Raw genomic sequence first — 2379 nt, 5'->3', positions numbered from 1 at the left:
GGCTGACGCCGGGGATATCCGTTCGGATCCGGTTGTGAACTTCGCTGAGCCCGGCCACCGTGCGGGTCATCGCCGTAGGGGGAAGTCTCGTAAGGCGAATTCACTGACAAGATCTCCATAACTCGTAGCGGTGAAGCATGGTCGGTGCCTGGGCGGGCGCGCCGGGCACTGGCGGGTGCTCGCGCTCACCCGCTCGGCCGAGGACCGGGGACATCACTCGGCGGCGGTCCGTCGCCCCGCCCGGCCGCCCGAGCGGCGACGGGTGGGCGCGGGTGTGGCGCCGAGGACGTAGGACTGCACCAGATGGTTCCAGCTGCAGCTGCGGCAGACCTCCACGACGTGGACCGAGAACTCCTCGCGGGTCTCGGCCAGGCGCACGAGTTCCTCCGGGGTCCTGGCCGAGCCCGCGACCGGGCCGAGGCCGTCGCCGTAGACCCAGGACACCAGTGTCAACTGCTCTTTGCGGCAGATCGGACACGTGACCTCGCTCCCCCGGCCGTGGAACTTCGCCGCGCGCAGCAGGTAGGGGTTCGCGTCGCACACCTCGGCGACGCCGACCCGGCCCGCATAGACGTCGGCCAGCAGTGATCGGCGCCGTAGCGCATAGTCGACCACCTGCCGCTGGATTCGCACGCCCCCCAGAGTAGCGGTGCGCGGCGCGGCCCGCGCCGGGCTGTCGGGATTGCCACGGTGGGCCGGACGGCCCCTCCGGGCTCGCGCTGCGGACAGATGTATCGGTCCGATATAGTGGGTCTTCGTATCCACCGGTTAGATCTGTAGACAAGTCAGGGGGTGAAGCCCGGTGCTCGAATTGGCGATTCTCGGGCTGCTCCTCGAATCGCCCATGCACGGCTACGAACTGCGCAAGCGGCTCACCGGCCTGCTCGGCGCGTTTCGGGCCTTCTCCTACGGATCGCTCTATCCCACCCTGCGGCGCATGCAGGTGGACGGACTGATCGCGGAGGAGATACCGGAGGGTGCCACCACCCGCCGGGCCCGCCGGGTCTATCGGCTGACCGATGCCGGCCGGGAGCGGTTCAACGAACTGCTCGCCGACACCGGCCCGCAGAACTACACCGACGACGGCTTCGGCGTACATCTGGCCTTCTTCACCCGCACTCCCGCCGAGGCGAGGATGCGAATCCTGGAGGGCAGGCGGCGTCAGGTCGAAGAGCGCCGAGAGGGGCTCCGGGAGGCGATCAAGAAGGCCAGTGGCTCACTGGATCGCTACACCCGGCAACTCCATCAACTCGGACTCGAATCCAGCGAGCGCGAAGTGCGCTGGCTCAACGAGTTGATTGCGGCGGAGCAATCGACGAACGCGGCACCACAGAAAGAGGGAAACATCGGCCATGACTGACACCACAACGGCTGAGAACGCCACCGAAGTTCGCGTGGCCATCGTGGGCGTGGGCAACTGCGCCTCCTCCTTGGTCCAGGGCGTGCAGTACTACAAGGACGCGGACGAGACCGCGACCGTGCCGGGCCTGATGCACGTGAAGTTCGGCCCCTACCACGTGCGCGACGTGAAGTTCGTCGCCGCTTTCGACGTCGACGCCAAGAAGGTCGGCTTCGACCTGGCCGAGGCGATCTTCGCCAGCGAGAACAACACCATCAAGATCTCCGACGTGCCGCCGACCGATGTCACCGTGCAGCGCGGCCCGACCCTCGACGGCATCGGCAAGTACTACGCCCAGACCATCGAGCTGTCCGAGGCCGAGCCGGTCGACGTGGTGCAGGCGCTGAAGGACGCGAAGGTCGACGTGCTGGTGTCCTACCTGCCGGTGGGCTCGGAGGAGGCCGACAAGTTCTACGCCCAGTGCGCCATCGACGCCGGTGTGGCCTTCGTCAACGCGCTGCCGGTGTTCATCGCCTCCGACCCGGTGTGGGCGCAGAAGTTCGTCGACGCCGGTGTCCCGATCGTCGGCGACGACATCAAGAGCCAGGTCGGCGCCACCATCACCCACCGCGTGATGGCCAAGCTGTTCGAGGACCGCGGCGTGCAGCTCGACCGCACCATGCAGCTCAACGTCGGCGGCAACATGGACTTCAAGAACATGCTCGAGCGTGAGCGCCTGGAGTCGAAGAAGATCTCCAAGACCCAGGCCGTCACCAGCAACCTGAAGAAGGAACTGGGCGCCAACGACGTGCACATCGGCCCGTCCGACCACGTCGGCTGGCTCGACGACCGCAAGTGGGCCTACGTCCGCCTCGAAGGCCGTGCCTTCGGCGACGTGCCGCTGAACCTGGAGTACAAGCTCGAGGTGTGGGACTCGCCGAACTCGGCGGGCATCATCATCGACGCGGTGCGCGCGGCCAAGATCGCCAAGGATCGCGGCATCGGCGGACCGGTCATCCCGGCCTCGGCCTACCTGATGA

The 2379-nt window shown here is 67.2% G+C and carries 3 protein-coding genes; 2 read left to right on the top strand and 1 reads right to left on the bottom strand.

From position 1 onward, the window contains the following. Nucleotides 1-213: 213 nt before the first annotated feature. Nucleotides 214-633 carry a DUF5318 domain-containing protein gene (locus QH283_RS08975; protein WP_280502555.1) on the bottom strand — a complete coding sequence of 140 codons (420 nt, stop codon included), beginning with the start codon at nt 631-633 and terminating at the stop codon, nt 214-216. Nucleotides 634-802: 169 nt separating this feature from the next. Between QH283_RS08975 and QH283_RS08970 the strand changes: the two genes are divergently transcribed. Next, nucleotides 803-1360, top strand: coding sequence for a PadR family transcriptional regulator (locus tag QH283_RS08970; RefSeq protein WP_280502554.1), 558 nt, complete (start codon nt 803-805; stop codon nt 1358-1360). After that, nucleotides 1353-2379, top strand: a 1027-nt coding sequence (locus QH283_RS08965) for an inositol-3-phosphate synthase (protein WP_280502553.1), incomplete at its 3' end; no start/stop codon positions are given. The genes QH283_RS08970 and QH283_RS08965, both read left to right, overlap by 8 nt.

Source organism: Nocardia farcinica, assembly GCF_029867845.1.
Lineage (GTDB): Bacteria > Actinomycetota > Actinomycetes > Mycobacteriales > Mycobacteriaceae > Nocardia > Nocardia farcinica_A.
This window is presented reverse-complemented; position numbering and strand designations above follow the sequence as displayed.